A 506-nucleotide genomic window follows, 5' to 3' on the forward strand; every position below is an offset into this window, starting at 1 on the left:
GGCTTACCCATGGTGTAGAAAGTATCCTCGTCGCCGTTGCCGTATTGGATGGTCATTTGGGTGGGGTAGGATTCGATTTCTACGTGGCCGATCATGAGGTCGCCTTCCCAACGTGCGGTGGGTGCATCGACGTAGAAGTTGACGGCTTGGTTCTTGTAGACGTTGGGGTTGTTTTCGCCGAGGCCGGTGCCGAGGTTGTAGGACTGTTTTAGTTTGGGGGCCTGGATATTGGTGTTGGCGAATTGGTCTTCGATTTCTTGGAGCATTTCTTCGATAGTGGGTCCTTTGGGTGGTGTGGGGTTGTTGGGGGTGAGGGTTTTAGTGTCATGGGCTTTGCAATATATTGTGTCCCCATTGGTGGTTGATTCAATTGGTTTTTCTTTGACGCGTGCATACTCACCAGGTTTCATATCTTCGGTATAGCAGGCAGGTTCACCGGGGTGGCGGTTTTGGGTCTTGCGGGCGTGCATTGTAGCACCGATTTCATCGGTTATTGATTGGTAGTT

At 51.2% G+C, this 506-nt stretch carries 1 pseudogene; it reads right to left on the reverse strand.

From position 1 onward, the window contains the following. A pseudogene (locus JX292_RS08955) lies at positions 1-506 on the reverse strand (hypothetical protein); the annotation flags it as partial.

The sequence above is a fragment of the Rothia mucilaginosa genome (assembly GCF_901875305.1).
Taxonomy (GTDB): Bacteria; Actinomycetota; Actinomycetes; order Actinomycetales; family Micrococcaceae; genus Rothia.